Source organism: Streptomyces sp. NPDC104761, from assembly GCF_055583445.1.
Genome location: NZ_JBVJNZ010000001.1, coordinates 414785 through 434321, shown reverse-complemented (window position 1 = coordinate 434321; position 19537 = coordinate 414785). Strand labels below are relative to the sequence as shown.

Sequence of the window (19537 nt, the reverse complement as noted above, 5' to 3'; positions counted from 1 at the left end):
TCGGACAGCGTCCGCCTGTGCAGGTTCACCGTCCGGCGGCCGCCGTGTCCCGGAGGGACTCCACGAGTTCCCGCCTCGCGGCAGACGCCTTCGCCAGTACCTTGGCTCGGTAGGGATTCGCGACGTCCAGAGCCGACGCCACCGCGACCGCCTCGTCCAACAACGCCAGGCGCTGCCCGGGCAGCTCCCGCACCAGCGGCGACGCACTGGCCTCGACCAGAACGTACGCCAGCTTCGACCCGTACACCTCCGGCTCGACCTGAGTCAGCAGGCGGTAGATCCGCAACCCCTCGGTGCCGCCCACCACCCGCCGGTTGGCACTGAGCAACTGGACCCTCGCCCGCATGACCATGTCCTGATCCATCGATCCCCCTCCGTTTCCCCACCCCCGCCTGCACCCGTCCCACGACGGGACAGCACGACGAACGCGCCGACACCCGGGAACGGATGCCGACACGCACGTCGGTGAGTGGATGACGACGAGTCTGCGGGCAGGCCACCACCCCGGACAAGCCTGAACGGACGTGCGCTCCGTCCTACCGCACAACACGTCCGAGCAGGCATGATGGACCTGACACTCACTCACGCCCCGTCACCGCGCGCGACAGCGGCGGCACATACGTCGGGTCCGTTTCTTCCTGCTTCCTGCGCCGTCCGGGCGAAGTCTCAGCTGTGGCCTGCGTAGAGGGCCTGGCAGCTGCCCCAGAGGCTGCTGCGGTTGAGGTGGTCCGGATACCGCCGGGCCATGGCCTCGTAGAAGCCCTGCGCCGTCGGCTCCACCTTGAGCAGTTCCTCGGCGTCGTTGAGGTAGCGACGGGTTCCGAGGATCTGCCGCTCGGCGTCGTCGTCGTGGTTCCGGTTCTTGTGGCCTGCGACGAGGTGGCGCGCGCCCAGGGCCTCGACCACGTCGATGGCGTGGCGCCATGCGTCGAGGCCTCCGTCACGGGATTCGACGAGGTACTGGTGGACCCCGTCGTAGACGACGTCGCCGGCGACGACGAGGTCGAGGTCGGGGACGTGCAGCACGCTGGTGTCGTCGGTGTCACTGTGCCCGACCTCGATGACACGCAGCTCGTGCCCTTCGAGGAGGATCCGGTTGCCGATCTCCTCGACGGCGGTGGCGGTGACGGGCGAGTCCGGGATCTGTCCGGGCAGGATGCGGTCCCAGAATCCCGCGCGCGTCTGGGCGGTGCGGTGCATCTGCCCGATGGTCGACGCCGTGGCCACCACCTGGGCGCCGGGGAACCGTTCGGCGATGCTCGCAGCGCTGAACCAGTGGTCGCCGTGCGCGTGGGTGGAGAAGATGCAGGTCAGCTTCCTGTCGCTGGCCTGCACCCGCTCCGCGACGACGTCCGCCTGGGCGGCGGTGAGCGGCGGGTCGACGAGAACCGCCTCGTCGCGGCCGCGGATCAGCGTCGTGGAGACCGGCGCCCAGGTGCGGGCGCCCCCGTCCGGCAGGAGATCCGGGAGGGCGAGCGGGATGGCATCGGAGACCAGGACCTCGTAGGTCAGACCGATGGCGTTCACAGGGCGGCTCCGAAAGTTCCGAAGGAATCGAGGGCGGCGACTGCCTGGGCCGAGTCGTGCAACTGCAGCTGGCGGCCGGGCTGGGGCGAGGCGGAGGCGGCGACGGCGACCGCGCCGATCTGCGCGGACGTCACCTGGGCCGGGTCGGGGGTTTCGACGAAGCGGGTGGCTACAGGGCCGAGTTCGAGCAGGAACACCCGCTTGGCGCCCTCCAGTTCGGCGGCGAGCACCTGCTGCATCATCAGGAGAGCGGCCTGTTCCATGCTCACCAGACCGCTGTTGGGAATCGGGAAGCGGGCGGACTGGCCCACCACCACCAAGTACGCGCCCTGGTCCGTCATCCGGGGCAGGGCGGCACGCAGCACGGCCATGTGCGCCGTCGCCAGGTCCACGAAGGCGGCCTGCCAGTCCGCCTCGTCGATCTCCCACAACTGCTTGCCGTGCCACCAGCCGCCGATCGGGACGACGACGTCGTCCACGCCGCCGAGGCGTTCGACCATGGTCGCGACGAGCGTCTCGGCACCCGCGAAGGTCGTGTAGTCGAACTCGAACAGGTGCAGACGCTCGGTCGCCGCCTTGCCGAGCAGGGCACGGAACTCCTCCGCGCGCTCCTGACTGCGTGTGGGCACCACGACCTGGGCGCCGGCGGCGAGGTAGGCGCGCACCGCGCCCTCCCCCACCCCTCCGGTACCGCCGGGGATCAGGACGCGCCGTTCGGAAAGGTCGGGGAGCGAAGTGTGGTCGAACATGGAACTGCCTCCTTGGCAGGGCCGAGCTTGGTGGACCGGGTCGGTGCGTCCGGGCCCATGGACCTGGACCTGAGGGCTTCGGACTCGGTGAGGCCGGATCGGCAGGCCTGGACCGACGGCAGACCGCCCGCTTGCACATGTTGGGATACCCAACGTTGACCAGGCCAACGTAGCACGAATCCGTGGGCCATCCCAACGGTTGCAGTGAGGACATGAGCGGCAGGCGGAGGGAAGAGCGAGGCGGAGGACGACCTCCAGGCGTCGGCTCGAGTCCGGGGGCCATGTCGACCGTCGCGCCGACCCGGAGGATCGACGCCGTAACGTCGTCACTGTGAACCGGCCGGGCCTGCACTACCGGTGGGGGGTTGAGGTCGAGGTCGAGTCCGGTTCCGGCTAAGGGGTTCAGGTTCAGAGGCCGCCGACATCCACGTACTGCGTGAAGGAACTGTCGTGCTCAGCCTTGGTCACTGAAGCCTCCGGACAGTGCCACGACCGCGCGTGTCCGCAGTGCGCCCAGGTCCGCGCTTCGGGTGACGCACGTTCTGTCCTGGCACCGCCACCGGGGCGGGACGATCCCCGGCAGCGCTTGAGTGCCGCGGGTCAGGGCCGGTCGTCCGCGAGGGCGATTGCGTGCGTCTCGGGAACTCCCAGCATCAGCAGACTCGTGATCGTGACTGCTCGGGCGCCGAGGGTTCCGTTCGCGCGGCCGCTGTCCGCGATGGCGAACACGACGCCGTAAGCGAGTTGACTCAGGAGACCCGCCGGCAGGTGGTGCGCGAACACGTCGTCGTCCTGGCCCCGTTTCACGAGGTCGGCGAGGAGTTCGTCGACCGGCCCGAGCAGGGCGTGGATCGCCTCGCCGTACTCGCCACGACGCAGCGCCAACAGCACTCGGTACCGGTGTGCCACCGGCCAGACACGGGCGATGAACTCGACCCACGCCGCGTCCGCAGCCGCGCCGGAGGCGTTGACTTCGGCGAGCACGGCTGTCATCTCGGCGACGGCACGTTCCGTAAGTGTCCGGACCAGGTCGAGGCGCGAGGGGAAATGGTCGTAGACCGTGCGACGGACGACGCCGGCAGTGGAGGCGATCTCGCCCATCCCGGCGTCCGGCTTCTCTCCCAGCAGGTCGAGGGCGACATCGAGGATGCGATCGCGCGTCTCGATCACCGAGCGCGCACGGGAGGACTTGGCCGGCACGACCCGATTATTGCACACCCGTGTACGGTGAAATCCGAAATCCACTGCACACGGGTGTACAGTAAATCTCGCTGTACACCCGTGTGCAGCGGAAGGCCGCACCGTGCCTCGAAGCTCAGCAGAAGAGGAGAAGGCAATGACCGCACCGACGCCGCACGCCTCGGCCCTCGTCCGCCCGTTCACCGTCTCGATCCCGGATGCGGAGATCGACGACCTGAAGCGGCGACTGGCCGGAACCCGGTGGCCAGATCCGGAGACGGTGGGCGACTGGTCCCAGGGGGTTCGCGTGGAGAACGCCAGGGCCCTGGTCGAGTACTGGGAGCGCGGCTACGACTGGCGGCGCCTGGAGTCCGAGCTCAATCGCTTCCCCCAGTTCCTGACCGAGATCGACGGGCTGGACATCCACTTCATCCACGTCAGGTCCCAGAACCCCCACGCGATGCCGCTGATCCTCACGCACGGATGGCCGGGCTCGATCCTCGACTTCCTGAAGCTGATCGGCCCGCTGACCGATCCGGTTGCGTTCGGAGGGGACGCCGCCGACTCATTCGACGTCGTCGTCCCGTCGCTCCCCGGGTTCGGGTTCTCCCAGAAGCCCACCCAGGCCGGGTGGACCGCATCGCGCATCGCGACCGCGTGGGCGGAGCTGATGAGGCGCCTTGGCTACACGCGGTGGGCCGCGCAGGGCGGCGATTGGGGCGGCGTCGTCACCACCGACCTCGGGGCCATGCGACCCGAGGGGCTCGTCGGGATTCATCTGAACACGCAGTACGCCTTTCCGGCGCAGATGCCCGAAGACTTGTCGCCCGAGCAGCGTGACGCGGTGGAGACCCTCGCCTTCTACGCCGGGGAGCTCGGTGGGTCCAACCACCTTCAGGGTACGAAGCCGGAGACGGTCGGATTCGCCCTGGCGGACTCTCCCGCAGGTCAGGCGGCCTGGATCTACGAGAAGTTCCAGTCCAAGACCGACAACCACGGGCTCGCCGAGGACGCGCTGAGCATGGACGACATGCTCGACGCGATCTCGCTCTACTGGTTCACCAACAGCGCGGCGTCGTCCGGCCGAATCTACTGGGAGAACAAAGCCCGCACCTTCGCCGGCCCGAAGCTGACCCTGCCGGTCGCGGTGACCGTCTTCCCGAAGGACATCCCGCGCGTGCCGCGACGCTGGATCGAAGATGCCTACAGCAATCTGATCCACTACGGCGAGGCCGACAAGGGCGGGCACTTCGCGGCCCTGGAACAGCCCGAGACCCTGGTCAGCGAAATCCGCGCCGGCCTGCGTGCCCTGCGTTCCTGACGCCGATCACCATGCCTTGCCGAAGGCGTGCCGCACAAGGACCGCTGGTGGCCACTGGCTGGGACGGCACCACAGCCCGACTTCGACTTCGCCATCGACACCGCGTGGGCCTGCTGAGGGCGCTGTTCGCCGGAATGCGCAGCGACGCGTGTCCTGCTGAGGAGACGCGGCGCATCCTGCGTCGGGACGAGGCGGCGATGACCGACGAGCCCCTGCGCAAGGCCGTCCGGCACGGAGAAGAGCTGACCCCCCGGGCTGCGGAACCTCGTTCCAGCAGATGATGTTGCGGTAGCGGTGTTCCGCCCAGCGCCGGGCGGTCGGGTACGGCTCGCCGGGAAACAGCGTGAAGGCGGTGGGCACGGTCACCGTCTGCGCGTTCTGCTCCTGTGCGCTGCGCGGCGTCGCCCGCACCGCCTCCCAGCACCAGCGTGCGGCGGAGGCTCCGGTGCCGGTGAACCAGTACAGGGCGATGTTGTCCACCTGCTGTGCCACGCGGTGAGCCCGGCCGGAGAGTCGAGCAGGGAGTAGCCCAGCGGCCGCGGGAGCACACTCTGGACCAGCGCATGGGTGGGGCCGGTCATCATGAATGCGTCACGCTTGGCGATCATGCGTTTTTCTGTGTCGCCGGCCGCCGCCAGATCTTCGGGCAGGGGGGAAGCGAACGGCCGTTCTCGATCCTGAGCGACCACGGAGATCACCAGGACCTTGAACGCCGCAACCCCGGGCAGGGGTGGTGGCTCGGGCCGCGCTGTTTCCTGAGCAGCCGGCGGACGACACGGCCCGCCGGCTGCCATCGCCCACGCATCAGTGACCGGACCGTCACCACACGACCGGGCCGGTCTTGTCGAAGAAGCCGCCGGTCGGGCCGTCGGCGCCGATCGAGGCCATGCGGACGACGATCTCCGCGCCCTCTTCGATGGTCTGGGTGCCCTTGTGACCGTTGAGATCGGTGGCGGTGTAGCCGGGGTCGACGGCGTTGAACCGGACGGTGGGGAACGCCTTGGCGTACTGCGAGGTGACCATGACCAGCGCGGTCTTGGACGAGTTGTAGTCCAGCAATGCCACCCGGGACTCCACCCGGCTCGGGTCGGCGCACGCAGCCAGCGAACCCACACCGCTGCCGACGTTGACGACGACCGGGGCGTCGCTTGCTTCCAGCAGCGGCAGGAAGGCGTGCGTGACCCGCACGACGCCGAAGACGTTCGTGTCGTACGTGGTCAGCATGTCGGCCCCGGTGACCTCGCCGACCGGCTTGCGCGCGCCCACGATCCCGGCGTTGTTGACCAGGACGTCGAGACGGCCTGCGTCCGCGCGGAGGAATTCGGCCGCAGACTTCACGGAATCCTCGTCGGTGACGTCGAGTTGAACGAAGCGGGCGCCGAGCGTCTCGGCCGCCGTTCGGCCGCGGTGGGCATCGCGTGCCCCGACATAGACGGTGTGCCCGGCCTCGATCAGACGACCAGCCGCCTCGAAACCGAGGCCTTTGTTCGCTCCAGTGATCAATGTGATGGTCATGTGCTCACTCCGGTGCTCGGTGGGTCGGTGATGTCTCCACCGTCGGCGCACCGCGGACGAACAGGCAGTGCCCGCCTCAGCCAGTGGACCAGCAGTACCAGGCTGTCCGGGCGCGGCGGCGCGATACTGGGACGGTGAGCGAATCCAGGGAACTGGGCAGAGCCCTGCATGGCTGGCGGGACCGGATCGCCCCTGCCACGGTCGGACTGCCCGCGGGCGGGGTACATCGGGCCGCCGGACTGCGCCGCGAGGAACTGGCCCAGCTCGCCGGCCTGTCGGTGGACTACATCACCCGCCTGGAACAGGGCCGGGCCACTTCCCCGTCGGCGCAGGTCCTGTCCGCGCTGGCCCGCGCCCTGCGGCTGTCGGCAGCCGAGCGTGCATACCTGTTTCTCCTCGCGGGTCAGCCGGCGCCGGATCCCGGGCAACTGTCGGCCCACGTTCCACCGGGGGTCCGAAGGCTGCTCGACCAGCTGGACGGCTCACCGCTGAGCGTGCATGACGCCGCCTGGAACCTGATTCTGTGGAACCCGTTGTGGGCAGCCCTGTTCGGAGACCGGTCCGCGCTGCACGGACGCGAGCGCAACGTCGTCTGGCGGCACTTCGCCGGTCTGCCCAGCCGGGTCAGCCACACCCCCGAGCAGGAGGCCCGGTTCGAGGCGGCCGTGGTCGGCGATCTCCGGGCGGCGACCGCCCGCTACCCCGCCGATGCCGACCTGCGCTCCCTGATCAAGGACCTGCGGGGGGTCAGTACCGACTTCGTACGCCTGTGGGACACGGGCATCGTGGGCGTGCACGAGTCGGACACCAAGACCGTCCGTCACCCTGATGTCGGCGCCATCACCTTCGACTGTGACGTGCTGACGGCTCCCGGCAGCGATCTGCGCATCGTCGCCTGTACCGCCGCTCCTGGCAGCGACGCCGCCGACCGGCTCCGGCTCCTCAACGTCATCGGCACCCAGACCATGACCAAAGACAGCACCCCAGGACAGCAGTCGGCGGGCACACTCGACCTCCACTGACCGCAGCCCGGCGTACCGACCAGACAACGGCTCGCTGTCGACGCCGACGAGAGGTCCCCAGACAGGCGTGGTCTCATCGGCCGCGAACCGGACGTTCGTCCCAGCGGTGAGTGGTCCATGCCCGTCGCATCGGACCACGAACGGTGATGATGGTGTCGGTCAGGTAAGGAACGCTGAGCGGCCCGCCGCGCGCCTCTCGCGCCGGTGCCGCGCTACGCGGATTCCGGTGCGTGCGCCGTGAGGACCTTCGCCAGCAGCGCGTGGAGGTGGCTGCGCTCGTCCGCGTCCAGGGCCGACAGCAGTTCGGCCTGGGCCTTGTCGGCGTTGAGCTGGATCTGCTCCAGGTAGCGCAGACCGGCCGGTTGGATGGTGACGAGGTTCCTGCGCCGGTTGGCGGGGTCGACCCGACGGTCCACGTGGCCGCCGGCCTGGAGCCGGCCGACGATGCCGCTGACGTCGTTGCGGTCCAGGCCCAGGCGCCTGCCGAGGTCGGCCTGGCTCAGCGCGCCGTACTCCTCGAGTGCGGCGAGGACGGCGAAGTCGGAGCGCGCCGTCAGAGGCATGTGCCTGGCGGTCGTCCGGGCCCCGATCGTGGAGACCTTGTTCGCCTGCCAGCTCGTGAGCGCCCGCAGTCGCACCGGTGGCCGCAGGTCTTCGTCCGCGTCGCTCATGCTCCCCACGATAAACGTTGACCAGCCCAACGGAAAATTAGGCGCCCGCAGCCGCGACTTCGCGCGTCCGAACCGCCCACCAGAGTCCAGGGGGTCACGGCTCCTAAAAGATCGCCAGCGGATTGACCGGTAGCCCTGTGGCGCCACGTACGGGAAGCGCGCCGAGCACGAGGGTGGGCGCTCAGTTGCCGGAGCTCCCGAGGGTCTCCCTGAGCGAATCGAGGACCTCGTCGACGAGTTGGGGCAGTTCCCGCTCCGGTTGGTCACCCCAGAGCTCGAACGCGACCCGGAACGCCGCGACCATGGCCTCCGCGATGACGCGTGCCGTGCGCTCCTCGACACCGCGAGCGCTCAGCGCTTCGGCGATGGTGTCGGCGACCGCCGCGAACATGATCAGCTCGCGTTCCCGCAGCTCCGGAGTAAGAGTGATCAGGCGCCGGCGGTCCTTCGCCTCGTCCTGCCTGAGCTGCAGCGCCGCGGCTGCGATGTTGAGACCCGAGGCGGCGGTCCTCGCGGCGGACCATGCGGTCGGCGCCGCGGCGATGGTCTTCGCGACCCGCTCCCGCAGTTCGTCGTGGCCCGTGAAGAGCACATCGCGCTTGTCGACGAAGTGCCGGAAGAAGGTGCGGGTGGTCACGCCCGCCCGTTCGGTGATCTGCGGGACGGTGGTCTGGGCGAAGCCGTTCTCGAGGTACAGCTCAAGGGCCGCTCGCTCCAAACGGCCGCTGGTGTCTGGCTTCCACCTGCCCACGGGCAGATCCTAGTACGAAATACTCCTGGTCCTTGTCCGATGCCGCAGCTCAGGCGGCCTCTTCCGACCTCGGTCCCACGGCCTACGGTGCCACGGCTCCGAGCAGCTGCTCGGTGGCCCGTGGCCCCGGCACTTGCCCGGCTCAGGCGAGGCGGGGGAACAGTGTCTCGGCGCCGTCCGGATATTTCGTCTCCGGGGCGGCCTACGAGGGGGGCCCGCGCAGTGCGGCAGGTGTCTGCACGAGTGGGTTCACGGGTCAGGGAGTTTGGAAGGAGCGTTTGGAGAGCCCGAATCGGTAGCCCTCGATCGTGGTCTGGACGGTCGGTTGGGGGTTTGCGGCGGCCCCGAGCGTGACGAAGAGCGGCATGTAGTGCTCGACGGTGGGGTGGGCGAAGTGCAGGGCAGGAGCCTGGCTGCGGTAGTTCGCCAGCGTCTCGACGTCACCGCGGGAGAGGGCGTCGGCCGCCCAGGCGTCGAATTCGGCGGACCAGCTCGGCACCACGTTGTGCACGAACTGGTCCCGGGTGAGGAAGGGGACGCCGTGCGTCATGAAACCCGACCCGATGACGAGGACGCCTTCTTCGCGCAAGGCCCTCAGCCGGCGGCCGATGTCGACGAGCCGGGCGGGGGCGTGCACCGTCGGCAGGGACATCTGCAGGACCGGCACGTCGGCGTAGGGATACATGGTCTTCAGTGGGCGCTGACGATCAGGATGGCCGTCGGCTTGGGCAGTGCCTGCGCCCAGCCGAACAGTTCCTTCATCCACGGCGCGTCCTCGAACAGTGCCGGAGAGCCGTGGCTGAGGTAGAGGGCCGGCATGGGGCCGTCGGCCGGCGTCCAACGGCGCTGGTTGCGGCTGGCGGGAGCCTGCTCGGTCATGAAGCGGTCGTAGACGGCCTCGGGATGTGCGGTGATGTCCATGTGGGCCATATCAGGTCGAGGTGGAGGCTGGTCCCGTCGGCTGCCAGGATGCGTCCGCGCGGGCCGGCCACGGGGTGAGGCGCCGTGGTGTCTCACCGTGGGGGAACCGTGTCCCCCTCAGGGGCGGGGCGCAGGACGAAGTCGTAGGTGAGGGTGCGGTAGGGCCGGTCGAGGCCCTGGTCGTGGTGAAGTGTGGTCGTCCTGACCGCTTCTGCGGGCACGGCGCCCTCGATGGTGCTCTCGACCAGCGGATCGCCGTCGAAGTAGATCTGGGTGGTCAGCGGCAGGCACCCGTCGGCGGAGACGATCGCGTGGATGTGCAGGGGGCGCGCTCCTTCGAGTTGCAGGGCGCGGATCAGTGTGCCGAGCGGGCCGTCCGCGGTCAGGCCGAAGGTCTCGGTGCCGGGCATCACCGTGCGGAACTCATAACGCCCGTCAGGGTCGGCGACCACCCGGGCCCGGAGGTTGTTCGCCGGGATGCCGGTGGAGTCGTTGGGGATGTCCAGCGGCTCGAAGTCGCGGCTGTCCATGCTGGAATAGACGTTGTCGGCGTCGATCTGCCAGATCTCCAGGGTGGCTCCTGGCTGCGGGACTCCGGTGGTGGTGCGTACGGTCCCGGACACGATGAGGGGTTCGCCGGGTTCGTCGGAGCGCATCGGTAAGACGGCGGGGCTGTGCAGGACGGGTGCTCCGGGGCGGTGGGCGGGGCCCTCCATCTCCCAGTGGCTTGCGCCGTCCTTCTCCGGATGGGCGTACGTGGCGCCCGCGGTTCCTCTGAGGACGGTCTTGTGGAACAAGATGCCGGCTGACGGGAGTTCGCCGGCATCGGCAACCTGTTGCAGCCAGTCGATGGCGACGCCCAGTTCCCCCAGGGTGACCTGGTGTTTGAGGATGACGTCGTCGACGGCGCGGCTCGGTGAACACGACCTGCAGGCGGGTGGTGGAACCGCTCATGTGGGGATACTCCGTTTCAGTGGCGGAAGGTTCGGCGTCGAGTTTCGGCGGACCGGCCTGGAACGCTCCTTGTCGGAACGGACGGTTCAGCGCCGGATACCGGCGGTGAGCTCCTGCCAGTTGCGGAAGGCGATGCGCTCACGGGTGGCCCCGTCCACCGGGGCATCGTCCAGGAAGCGCCGTGCGGAACCGCCGCGTTCCTGGTTGAACGGATAGTCGGAGGCGTACATGATCCGCTCGGCCCCTACCGTCTCCAGCGTCCAGCGCAGGTACTTGTGGCTGGAGATGCCGCCCGGAGTGACGAAGACGTTCGAGCGGAAGTACTCCGCGATCGGGCGCCGCAGGGTCGTGAGGCGGTCCATGGCCGCGATGCGGTCGAGGTAGAACAGCACGACCTCGCCCCAGTGCCCCAGGATCACCTGCAGTCCTGGGAACCGGTCGAAGACGCCGGCAAGGATCATCCGGAGCAGGGTCAGCCCGGCGTCGTAGTGCCAGCCGAACGCGCCGGTGGCCAGCATGCTGTCCACCGGATCGCCGAAGCCCCGGTAGTAGGCCGCCGTGACGGCCGGGAACGGGACGCTCGGGTGCAGGTAGACCGGTGCGCGCAGGTCCTCGGCGGCCTCGTAGATGTCCCAGAACTCCAAGGCGTCCAGGGAGCGGCCACCGGAGTTCGCGTTCAACAGGGCCCCGCTGAGGCCGAGTTCGGTGACGGCGCGCCGCAGTTCGTCGGCCGCGGCCGGCGGCGCGGGGGTGGCGAGCGCCGCGAACCCTGGAAACGGCCTGGGTGGTGGCGCACGGCAGCGGCGACGGCGTCGTTGGTGGGCCCTTGGAGAGAGACCGCCTCCGCCGCGCCGAGATTCTGCAGACCTGGCGTCGTGAGGGACAGCACCGCCGTGTCGATCCCTGCGTCGTCCATGGCGGCGACGCGGCCGGCACCCATGTCGAGCAGTGCCGGCGTCAGAGCGCTGTCGACGGCCCACTTCATCATCGGCTCGGCCAGCCGAGGGTCGCGCCGGCGCCATGCCGCGATCACGTCGGCGGTGACGAAGTGTTCCTCGAGTCCGTAGAGCCTCATGAAGGCCCGCTCAGCCGCGGACCGGCCTGAGCGCGCCGGCCCAGGACTCCAGCTGGGTGAACAGGACGGAGGCGGCGCCCTCGTGCACCGGCGAGGGCTTGAACACCGAGAAGCCCTCGAAGTCGGTGGGCCAGCACCCACGTCGCCACCGCCAGTCCGTTGCGGCCGGGGCGGGTACTGCCCAGGATGACGGCGATCTTCAACTTGCTCATGAGGTTTCCGATCCGTGACATGAAATTTCAAGTCACGACGCTAGCCCGCCACACTCGAATATTCAAGTGAGGCCCGAAGGGGGTCGATAGACTGCGCCCATGCCTGCCTCCGGAGGACCGAACGTTTCCGAGCCACGCTGGCTCAGCAGTGCGGAGCTGGCGGCGTGGCGCGGGTTCGTGAGACTCACCCACAGGCTGCCCGCGGCTTTGGAGGCGCAGCTCCGGCAGGACTCGAGGCTCAGCTTCATCGAGTACCACGTGCTGGCCCAGCTGTCCGAACAGCCCGAGCGCCGGATACGGATGAGCGAGCTGGCGGCGCTGGCCGACACGGAGCTGTCCCGGCTGTCCCACATGATCGGCCGGCTGGAAAAACGTGCTTTCGTGCGCCGCGAGCCCGACCCGGACAACGGGCGGTACACGCAGGCCATCTTGACCGAAGCGGGTTTCGCACATCTGGCGGAGGCGGCCCCCGGACACGTCGACCGGGTGCGGGACCTGTTCGTCGACGTCCTGACCCCGGAGGAGCTGGGGATGCTGCACCGGGTCGCCGACAAGGTGCTCTCGCGCATCGAGGGTCCGTCGGCCGCGGGGACGACGGAGACCCACGCACACAGCGGGAGCGGGCTGCCGAGCGACTCGAGCGTCTCCGGCCAGGCGTGACCGGACGTCACCAGACACGGTGACGGTGCCGCGAGCGGGGGGCGAACGCCATCGGTTCGCGCTCGCGCAGTTCAGCGGTGTCGTCCATCGGTTTCCGCCGACCTACCGCCCCTTCGCGGCACATCTGCCGAGCGGCGGCGGCGATGTTCATCCCCCGGACGGTCCGGCGCCACCGCGATGGCCTTCGCGACGCACTCCCTGAGTTCGCCCTGCTCCAGGTAGAGCTCTCACGACACTCAATGTCATGAGGCAGCCGGGGGCGGGACATCTGCCCCGACCGCCCATTCCACCCTAATCCAAGGCCTGAACGACGCAACGCCCGGTCGGCAACCCGGCCCGCGGGATGAAATCAAGGGCCGTGACGGCTACGATGATGACACTCGATGTCGTCACGCGGTGGATCGCCGACGACTGCGTACGGACTCGGTACGGCCATGCCCTGCCAGTCCGTCGGGAAGGGAGTCTCCTCATGCGTGTTTTCGTGACCGGCGCGACCGGATTCATCGGTACGCCGCTTGTGAAGGACTTGCTGGACAACGGGCACGAGGTGCTCGGCATGGCCCGAACGGACGACGGCGCCGCGAGGCTGGCGGCGGCGGGCGCCGCGGTGCACCGGGGCGGCCTGGCAGACCTCGACAGCCTGCGGAAGGGCGCGGCCCAGGCAGACGGCGTGATCCACCTGGCGTACCTGCACGGCATGGGGCACATGCCGTTCGGCACCAGGCTGGGAATCCTGCTGGGCGGCAGTCCGCGCGGGATCATCGGCCGATTCGCCGCGGCAGGGGCGGGCGCGGACCGGAAGGCGATCGACACGTTCGGGTCCGTCCTCGCGGCCACCGGCGGGCCTCTGGTGGTGGCGTTCCCGACGATGACACTCGCGTCCGGACACCTCGTCACCGAGCGCGAGGCGCCGGATCCGGCCTCGCCCGGCGCGGCACGCATCGGTTCGGAGACGGCGACACTGACCCTGGCCTCACAGGGGGTGCGGGCGTCGGTGGTGCGGATTCCGCCGACGGTGCACGGCGACGGGGACAAGGCCATGATTCCGCGGCTGATCACCGCGGCCCGCAAGAAGAACATGGCCGGCTACGTGGGCCCCGGCTCCAACCGCTGGTCCGCAGCGCACAAGCAGGACGTCGCGCAGTTGTTCCGGCTGGCGCTGGAGGACGGTTCGGCGGGATCGAGGTACCACGCGGTGGCGGAGGAGGGCGTGCCGATGCGCTCGATCGCCGACGTCATATCCAAGCGCCTCGACGTGCCGGCGCGGTCGCTGACCAAGGAGGAAGCAGCCGGCCACTTCGGCTGGCTCGCGGCGTTCGCGGCCCGGGACAACCATGTCTCGAGTGAGCTGACACGCAAGGAACTCGGCTGGCATCCGACCGGCCCCGGCCTGCTCGCCGACCTGGACCGGCCCGAGTACTTCACCGCGCGCTGAGCCGAACGCCTGGCAGGTCGCCGCGCTCCGGCCGTCGCCGACGGGGTTGCCTGCCGAGGTCGACGGCGAGTACGAGGGCCCTACCCCGGGCGCGCGACGCGGCTTCGGCGGACATTGAGCTCTTCCAGCGGCGCCGCTCCAGCGGCAGGACAGCCTTGGCGATGGACGTCATGCGAGGTGGGCTGCATCGGGCCCTGCGAAGGATTCGCCAGGATCCGAGGCGGGCGGTTCCTCGTTCGACGGCTGCACGGGCCGGCGCGCACAAGGGTCGGATCCACGTCTCCCCGTCGAGCACCCGGCGAGCGTTCTGGCGCTCGCCGGGGCCCTCATACCTGGCCACCCCGCCCTCCGGCCCCCGCGCCCACCGCACGTCCGTTGCGCTTCTCCGCGGGAAGTCCCGGGAAACGGGGGGACTCTCGGGTCCACCCCTGACGGGTCATCAAACATGGTTGCCCAGGTCAGCAGCAGTGCAGGTCAGGCCCAGGATGTCACCGGAACGAACGAACTGTCCTGCCGGAACAGGTCGGTGCCGTTCGAGATGTCCACGCGGAGTTGGTAGTTGTAGTGGCGCAGGTAGTGACCCGGGTAGTTGTACGACTCGAAGCGGACCGAGCCGTCGGCCGTGCCCGTGCGGGCGATGAACGTGGCGTCCTGGGCGAAGGTCGTCGTGCCGTCGTCCGGGTCGAAGCGGCCGCGGAAGTCGTAGTGGCGCAGGTAGTTGCCCGAGGCGTCGCGGAAGGAGCAGGCGCTTGCGTCGGCGAGGCCCGCGACGACCGTGAAGGTGGCCGCCCGCTTGTCGGCGGTGGCGCTGGAGCTCGTCACCACCGGGAGGTCGAGGAGGCCGGCCACCTTCTCCCAGTATCGGGTGGGGTAGTTGACCGACTGGAGGGAGCGGGTGGCGTTCTTCGTCGGCGACGGGCCGCCCGGCACCGTTTCCTTGATCACCGTGAAGTGCCGGGCCGTGCCCGAGAGGGTCGGCAGGGCGGTCGGCACGGACCACGTGGCGAACGTGTCGTAGCTGTCGCTGTAGTAGTAGGTGCCGTCGCCGTAGCCGTCGAAGAAGATCCGCCGGCCGCCGTTGTCGAGCTGGATCACGGAGGGGCCCTCGCGGTAGCTGCCCCAGCCCGCCCAGTCGCCGGTCCTGGAGATCGTGTAGGGGCCCTCGAGGCTGCCGGCCGTGCCGTACTCGATGTACTTCGCCGTCTCGTTCTTCGTGAAGGCGTGGTAGGTCGAGCCGATCTTCACGATGTACGTGTCGATGTGGTTCGGGCCGATGCCGGAGAGCGCGGTCGGTGAGGTCCACGCCGTGAGGGCGGAGTCGGTCGCCGTCAGGACGTACGGGGTGAAGATCCACTCGTCGTCCGTGGTCGAGCAGGAGACGATGACGTTGACGCTGCCGTCGCCGTCCACGAACCACTCGGGTGCCCAGGCCCGGGACAGGTTCGTGAGGGGGATCGTGTAGTCGTACAGGAACGTCCAGCCGACCCGGTCGGCACTGCGGGCGAATCCGATCGTGGTGCTCTCGTCCTCCCAGGTGTGGGTGGTGTAGGTGATGTAGTAGTAGCCGTCCGTGTGCTTGAAGATGCTCGCGTCGCGGATGCGGTTGCTGGGCGGGGTGTAGGCCGAGGACTGCAGGAGGCGGAAGTCGGTGGCGTCGTCGGACTGGTAGACGTTCACCGTGCCGTCGTCGCTGTCGAGGAACGGGACGATCGTGTAGCGGGTGGCGTAGCCGCTCGCGGGTGCGGCTGCGTCGGCCGTGCCGAGCAGGCCGGGCAGTTCGCCCAGGGCCAGGGCCGCGGCGGGCAGGGCGGCCAACGCGCGCAGCAGGGTGCGGCGGGACGGGGCGGGGGGACGTGTGGTCACGGCGGCTCTCCGAGGGCTCGTGCAGGCGCGGACACAGCACTGCGTCCGGTATCTCGAACGGAGTTCGAGAAGTCGACGCAGAAAGTAGGAGTCGCGCCAGGTGCACGTCAATGCTTTACGCAGGACTGGCGCGCGGCTGGACGCCGCCTGTGCGAAACCTGTCCCGACGGGGCCGGATCGACGTTACTCTCCGGTAAATGCTGCGCCCCGGAGGTGGGTTCCCGTATGCCGTACGACCGTTCCGCAGGGCTCGCCGAGTCCGTACGCACTCTGGCCGCAGGCGAATCGACCTCGCGTCAGCTGGTCGAGGAGACTCTCGCGCGCATCGAGGCAAGCCAGGGCTCCCTCAACGCCTTCCGGATCGTGCGCCGTACCGCCGCCCTCGCCGAAGCGGACGCCGCCGACCGGGAGTTGGCCGCCGGAGTGCGGCGGCCCCTGCTCGGGGTGCCGGTGGCGGTGAAGGACGACACGGACGTGGCCGGCGAGCCGACCGCCTTCGGCTGCCCGGGCGAGTTCCCGCCGGTGACCGAGGACGGGGAGGCGGTACGGCGGCTGCGCGCGGCCGGGGCCGTGATCGTCGGCAAGACCAACACGTGCGAGCTCGGGCAGTGGCCGTTCACCGAGGGGCCCGCCTTCGGTGCCACCCGCAACCCGTGGCAGCCCGGGCACACTCCGGGCGGCTCCTCGGGCGGGTCCGCGGCAGCCGTGGCGGCGGGCCTGGTGCCGGCCGCGCTCGGCTCGGACGGTGCCGGATCCGTACGCATCCCGGCGGCCTGGACCCACCTCGTCGGCATCAAACCGCAGCGCGGCCGCATCTCCACCTGGCCGCGCGGCGAGTCCTTCCACGGCATCACGGTCAACGGCACCCTGGCCCGCACGGTCGCCGACGCGGCCCTGCTGCTGGACGCGGCGAGCGGGAACCATCCGCAGGATCCGCACCAGCCGGCCCGGGTGACGCTCACCGAGGCGGTCGGCCGGGACCCCGGGCGGCTGCGCATCGCCCTCTCCCTCAAGCCGCCGTTCACCGCGCTCCCCGCCCGTCTCCAGCCGGAACTGCGCACCCGCGTCCTCGAACTCGCCAACACGCTCGCCGAGTTGGGCCATACGGTCGAGGAGGCCGACCCGCCCTACGGCCAGATCGGGCTGACCTTCGTCCCACGCGCCACGGCAGGGATCGCCGAGCGCGTCCGCGAGGCGCCGCACCCGGACCTGCTCGACCCGCGCACCCGGGAGGCGGCCCGCCTGGGCCGGCTGCTCGGCGGGGCCCCGCTGCGGGCCGCCCGGCGTGCGGAGGCCGGACTGCGGGGCAGGATAGGCGCCTTCTTCGCGTCGTACGACCTGGTCCTCGCGCCGACCACCGCCGCTCCCCCGCCCCGCGTCGGCGCGCTGCTGGGGCTGGGCCAGTTCGCCACCGACCGGGCGATGATCGCCGCCTGCCCCTACGCGTGGCCGTGGAACGTGCTGGGGTGGCCGGGGGTGAACGTGCCCGCCGGGTTCGCCGGGGGCGGGCTGCCGGTGGGGGCGCAGCTGCTCGGGCCGGCGGACAGTGAGCCGTTGCTGGTCTCCGTCGCCGCCCAGTTGGAAGCCGAACTGCGCTGGCACGAGCTCTGGCCGCCGCGGCCCGCGGCCGTCGACGCCTCGGCGGCGTGAGAGCGGCAGGCCGAAAAGCAGGCCACTTTCCCCGCGCTTGACCTGCCCGTACTCTCTGACCATGGACGATGCGTCGATGGTCGGGCTCGTGGGGCGGGTCAGCGGAGCGATCGGGCCCGGGCTCGTCGGCGAGGTGATCGTCCGGGTCCGCGGAGGCGCCGAGCACTTCCTCGCGTACGCCGCCGACGGCACCGGCCGGATCGAGCGCGGCACGGTGGTGATGGTGGTCGAGTACCTGCCGCCGCGGACGGTCTACGTCACGCCCGCGTACGACAGTTGAGCGGTCATAGCCCCAGGTGAGGGGCGTATGCGTCAAGATTGCAACAAGGAATCGCCGGCGTCTTCACCCGGCGCCCGCACGGGCGCACACTCCCTTCGTTCGGTGCCGAAAGGGCACCATTCAAAGGGGGCGTATGCCGATGGTTGTCGGCGTCGTTGCGGGGGTGGCGGTTCTCGCCGTTCTCGTGCTGATCGGTGTGTTCAAGATGATGTGGCGGGTCGCCGAGCCGAACGAGGCGCTCATCATCTCCGGTTCGAAGCATCGGACCGAGGGTCTCGAAGAGGGCATGGGATTCCGGATCGTCACGGGGCGCGGCACGCTGGTGCTGCCGGGCGTGCAGGCGGTGCGCAAGCTGTCCCTGGATCTCAACGAGACCGAGTTGTCGGTGGACTGCGTGACCCAGCAGGGCATTCCGCTCAAGGTGCGGGGTGTGGTCATCTTCAAGGTGGGCGACGACTTCGTGTCGATCGCCAACGCGGGCCGCCGGTTCCTGGACCAGCAGAAGATGATGTCCGAGCGGGTGCACAACGTCTTCGCGGGTCATCTGCGGTCCATCGTGGGCGGGTTGACGGTCGAGGACATGATCCGCGACCGGGACAAGCTCACCGGGCAGACCCGGGCCGCCTGCGGCACCGAGATGGAGAAGCTGGGGCTCATCGTGGACTCCCTGCAGATCCACGAGATCGAGGATCCGACCGGGTACATCCAGAACCTGGCGATGCCGCACGCGGCGGCCGTGCAGCGGGACGCGCGCATCGCGCAGGCGGAGGCGAACCGGCTCGCCACCGAGGCGGAGCAGCAGTCGTTCGCCCGAATGGCGGAGGCCACCCGGGACAGCGAGATCCTCCAGGCCGGTTACCAGGCCGAGCGGGACAAGGCGGCCGCCCAGGCCCGTCAGGCGGGTCCGCTCGCCGACGCGGCCGCCCGGCAGGAGGTCGTGGTCCAGGAGACGCGGGTCGCCGAACTGGAGGCGCACCGGCGCGAGCAGCAGCTGCAGGCGGACGTCCGCAAGCCGGCCGACGCCAAGGCCTACGAGAAGCGGACACTGGCCGAGGCCGAGCGTGACGCGCGTATCTCGGCGGCCCAGGCGAAGGCGAAGGAGACGGAGCTGGCGGCCGCGGCCGAGGCGACCCGGGTCAAGACGGCCGCGGGTGCCGAGGCCGAGGCGACCAAGTCCCGGGGTACGGCGACCGCGGCGGCGACCCGGGCGACCGGTGAGGCGGAGGCGGCCGCCGCGCAGGCGAAGGGTCTGGCGGAGGCCGAGGCGGCCAGGGCGAAGGGACTCGCGGAGGCGGAGGCCATCAAGGCCCGTGCCGCCGCCCTCGCGGAGAACCAGGAGGCGGTCGTCGCCCAGCAACTCGCCGAGAACTGGCCGGAGATCGTCAAGGCCGGGGCCTCCGCCTTCGGCAACGTCGACAACATGGTGCTGCTCAACGGCGCCGACGGCATGGCCGAGTTGTTCGCCAAGGCGCTCACCATGGGCGGCACGGGGCTCGGTCTCGCCCGGCAGCTGCTCGCGTCGATGAACCAGAACGGGCAGGCGTCGGGCGTGACGTCACCGGTCCTCAACGGGGTCACGGCTCCGAAGTCCCAGAAGGTGCAGGTGGAGGAGGACGGCGAGTAACAGCCGGACGCAGGGGTGGGGGGGGGGGGGGAGGGGGGGGGGGGGCGCCCCCAGCATCCCTCCTTCCCTTCTCTCCATCGCCCGACGCCCCTCCTCCCCCCCCCCCTCCCTCCCCAATCACAATAAGA

Annotated in this window: 18 protein-coding genes and 2 pseudogenes; 8 read left to right on the top strand and 12 right to left on the bottom strand. The window is 70.0% G+C overall.

All coding sequences use genetic code 11. The annotated features are described in order from the left end of the window. Positions 1-25 precede the first annotated feature (25 nt). The 4 genes from ACZ63F_RS02005 to ACZ63F_RS01990 all read right to left on the bottom strand — a co-directional run bounded on the left by ACZ63F_RS02005 (position 26) and on the right by ACZ63F_RS01990 (position 3476). The gene (locus ACZ63F_RS02005) at positions 26-364 is read right to left on the bottom strand and encodes a hypothetical protein (protein ID WP_469707791.1); all 339 of its coding nucleotides are present in this window, start codon (positions 362-364) and stop codon (positions 26-28) included. A 302-nt stretch (positions 365-666) separates the two neighbouring features. Then, entirely contained in the window at positions 667-1527 is an 861-nt protein-coding gene (locus ACZ63F_RS02000; RefSeq protein WP_469707790.1) for an MBL fold metallo-hydrolase, read from the bottom strand. Then, complete coding sequence (locus ACZ63F_RS01995; protein WP_469707789.1) at positions 1524-2276, bottom strand: SDR family NAD(P)-dependent oxidoreductase; 753 nt, start codon at positions 2274-2276, stop codon at positions 1524-1526. The genes ACZ63F_RS02000 and ACZ63F_RS01995 overlap by 4 nt, the downstream gene beginning before the upstream one ends. A gap of 600 nt (positions 2277-2876) precedes the next feature. Next, on the bottom strand, positions 2877-3476 hold the full coding sequence (locus ACZ63F_RS01990) for a TetR/AcrR family transcriptional regulator (protein ID WP_469707787.1): 600 nt from the start codon (positions 3474-3476) through the stop codon (positions 2877-2879). 136 nt (positions 3477-3612) lie between these two features. On the opposite strand from ACZ63F_RS01990, the gene ACZ63F_RS01985 reads away from it, so the two are divergent. After that, positions 3613-4776 (top strand): epoxide hydrolase family protein, encoded by a 1164-nt coding sequence (locus ACZ63F_RS01985; protein ID WP_469707785.1) that lies wholly within the window; start codon positions 3613-3615, stop codon positions 4774-4776. Between the two features lie 343 nt (positions 4777-5119). Beyond that, positions 5120-5275 (top strand): hypothetical protein, encoded by a 156-nt coding sequence (locus ACZ63F_RS01980; RefSeq protein WP_469707783.1) that lies wholly within the window; start codon positions 5120-5122, stop codon positions 5273-5275. A gap of 320 nt (positions 5276-5595) precedes the next feature. Here the strand turns inward: ACZ63F_RS01980 and ACZ63F_RS01975 are convergent, their stop codons facing one another. Next, the gene (locus ACZ63F_RS01975; RefSeq protein WP_469707781.1) at positions 5596-6291 is read right to left on the bottom strand and encodes an SDR family NAD(P)-dependent oxidoreductase; all 696 of its coding nucleotides are present in this window, start codon (positions 6289-6291) and stop codon (positions 5596-5598) included. A gap of 134 nt (positions 6292-6425) precedes the next feature. On the opposite strand from ACZ63F_RS01975, the gene ACZ63F_RS01970 reads away from it, so the two are divergent. Next, a complete protein-coding gene (locus ACZ63F_RS01970) occupies positions 6426-7313 on the top strand; it encodes a helix-turn-helix transcriptional regulator (RefSeq protein ID WP_469707780.1) in 888 nt (295 codons plus the stop codon). Positions 7314-7525: 212 nt separating this feature from the next. On the opposite strand, the gene ACZ63F_RS01965 is transcribed toward ACZ63F_RS01970, so the two are convergent. The 5 genes and pseudogenes from ACZ63F_RS01965 to ACZ63F_RS01945 all read right to left on the bottom strand — a co-directional run bounded on the left by ACZ63F_RS01965 (position 7526) and on the right by ACZ63F_RS01945 (position 11632). Further along, positions 7526-7984 carry a MarR family winged helix-turn-helix transcriptional regulator gene (locus tag ACZ63F_RS01965; protein ID WP_469707779.1) on the bottom strand — a complete coding sequence of 153 codons (459 nt, stop codon included), beginning with the start codon at positions 7982-7984 and terminating at the stop codon, positions 7526-7528. Between the two features lie 181 nt (positions 7985-8165). Then, complete coding sequence (locus tag ACZ63F_RS01960) at positions 8166-8735, bottom strand: TetR/AcrR family transcriptional regulator (RefSeq protein WP_469707778.1); 570 nt, start codon at positions 8733-8735, stop codon at positions 8166-8168. A gap of 256 nt (positions 8736-8991) precedes the next feature. After that, a pseudogene (locus ACZ63F_RS01955) lies at positions 8992-9614 on the bottom strand (dioxygenase family protein). Between the two features lie 134 nt (positions 9615-9748). Beyond that, the gene (locus tag ACZ63F_RS01950; protein WP_469707776.1) at positions 9749-10453 is read right to left on the bottom strand and encodes a dioxygenase family protein; all 705 of its coding nucleotides are present in this window, start codon (positions 10451-10453) and stop codon (positions 9749-9751) included. Positions 10454-10696: 243 nt separating this feature from the next. Continuing rightward, positions 10697-11632, bottom strand: a complete 936-nt coding sequence (locus ACZ63F_RS01945; protein WP_469707774.1) for an amidohydrolase family protein — start codon at positions 11630-11632, stop codon at positions 10697-10699. Between the two features lie 364 nt (positions 11633-11996). On the opposite strand from ACZ63F_RS01945, the gene ACZ63F_RS01940 reads away from it, so the two are divergent. Continuing rightward, complete coding sequence (locus ACZ63F_RS01940) at positions 11997-12557, top strand: MarR family winged helix-turn-helix transcriptional regulator (protein WP_469707772.1); 561 nt, start codon at positions 11997-11999, stop codon at positions 12555-12557. Positions 12558-13026: 469 nt separating this feature from the next. Beyond that, positions 13027-13992 (top strand): SDR family oxidoreductase, encoded by a 966-nt coding sequence (locus ACZ63F_RS01935; protein WP_469707770.1) that lies wholly within the window; start codon positions 13027-13029, stop codon positions 13990-13992. A gap of 127 nt (positions 13993-14119) precedes the next feature. On the opposite strand, the pseudogene ACZ63F_RS01930 reads toward ACZ63F_RS01935, so the two are convergent. Together ACZ63F_RS01930 and ACZ63F_RS01925 are read right to left on the bottom strand one after the other, a co-directional pair. After that, positions 14120-14251: pseudogene (locus ACZ63F_RS01930) on the bottom strand (IS5/IS1182 family transposase); the annotation flags it as partial. A 215-nt stretch (positions 14252-14466) separates the two neighbouring features. Further along, positions 14467-15855 (bottom strand): AbfB domain-containing protein, encoded by a 1389-nt coding sequence (locus tag ACZ63F_RS01925; protein ID WP_469707768.1) that lies wholly within the window; start codon positions 15853-15855, stop codon positions 14467-14469. Between the two features lie 225 nt (positions 15856-16080). Here ACZ63F_RS01925 and ACZ63F_RS01920 point away from each other — a divergent pair, with 225 nt between their 5' ends. The 3 genes from ACZ63F_RS01920 to ACZ63F_RS01910 all read left to right on the top strand — a co-directional run bounded on the left by ACZ63F_RS01920 (position 16081) and on the right by ACZ63F_RS01910 (position 19409). Continuing rightward, positions 16081-17505, top strand: coding sequence for an amidase (locus tag ACZ63F_RS01920; protein WP_469707767.1), 1425 nt, complete (start codon positions 16081-16083; stop codon positions 17503-17505). 61 nt (positions 17506-17566) lie between these two features. After that, the gene (locus tag ACZ63F_RS01915) at positions 17567-17785 is read left to right on the top strand and encodes a hypothetical protein (protein WP_366356216.1); all 219 of its coding nucleotides are present in this window, start codon (positions 17567-17569) and stop codon (positions 17783-17785) included. Positions 17786-17918: 133 nt separating this feature from the next. Next, positions 17919-19409, top strand: coding sequence for an SPFH domain-containing protein (locus ACZ63F_RS01910; RefSeq protein ID WP_469707765.1), 1491 nt, complete (start codon positions 17919-17921; stop codon positions 19407-19409). Positions 19410-19537 lie beyond the last annotated feature (128 nt).